This window comes from Zwartia panacis (assembly GCF_030410395.1).
Lineage (GTDB): Bacteria > Pseudomonadota > Gammaproteobacteria > Burkholderiales > Burkholderiaceae_B > Zwartia > Zwartia panacis.
In genome coordinates, this window is record NZ_JAUHHF010000043.1 from 1 (window position 1) to 335 (window position 335).

Annotated in this window: 1 rRNA gene; it reads left to right on the forward strand. The window is 50.1% G+C overall.

Going from position 1 to position 335, the window contains the following annotated elements:
* Positions 1 to 238: 238 nt before the first annotated feature.
* Positions 239 to 335: ribosomal RNA gene (rrf, locus tag QWY30_RS15875) — 5S ribosomal RNA — on the forward strand; the annotation flags it as partial.

Genomic DNA, 335 nt, shown 5'->3' on the forward strand with positions numbered 1-335 from the left:
CTAATTGCCCGTGCGGCTTGATCCTATAACCCTACAGGTTAATGACCTGATTGTTGTAGAGTTAAAGTGCCGTTCAAATAAATATGTAAAGTCGTGAATAACGGCTGTAGTCAAAACATCCAACCCGCATTCATACGCCAAGACAACACGTTTGCTTCTTCCCAGATTGGAATGCCCTTGTGGCGTGTCTCGACAGAAGTGTCGCAGGCACCCGCCCTTGAGCGTTCAACAAGCTACGCTTGACGACCATAGCGAGGTGGTCCCACCCCTTCCCATCCCGAACAGGACCGTGAAACACCTTAGCGCCGATGATAGTGGACGTACGTCTGTGAAAG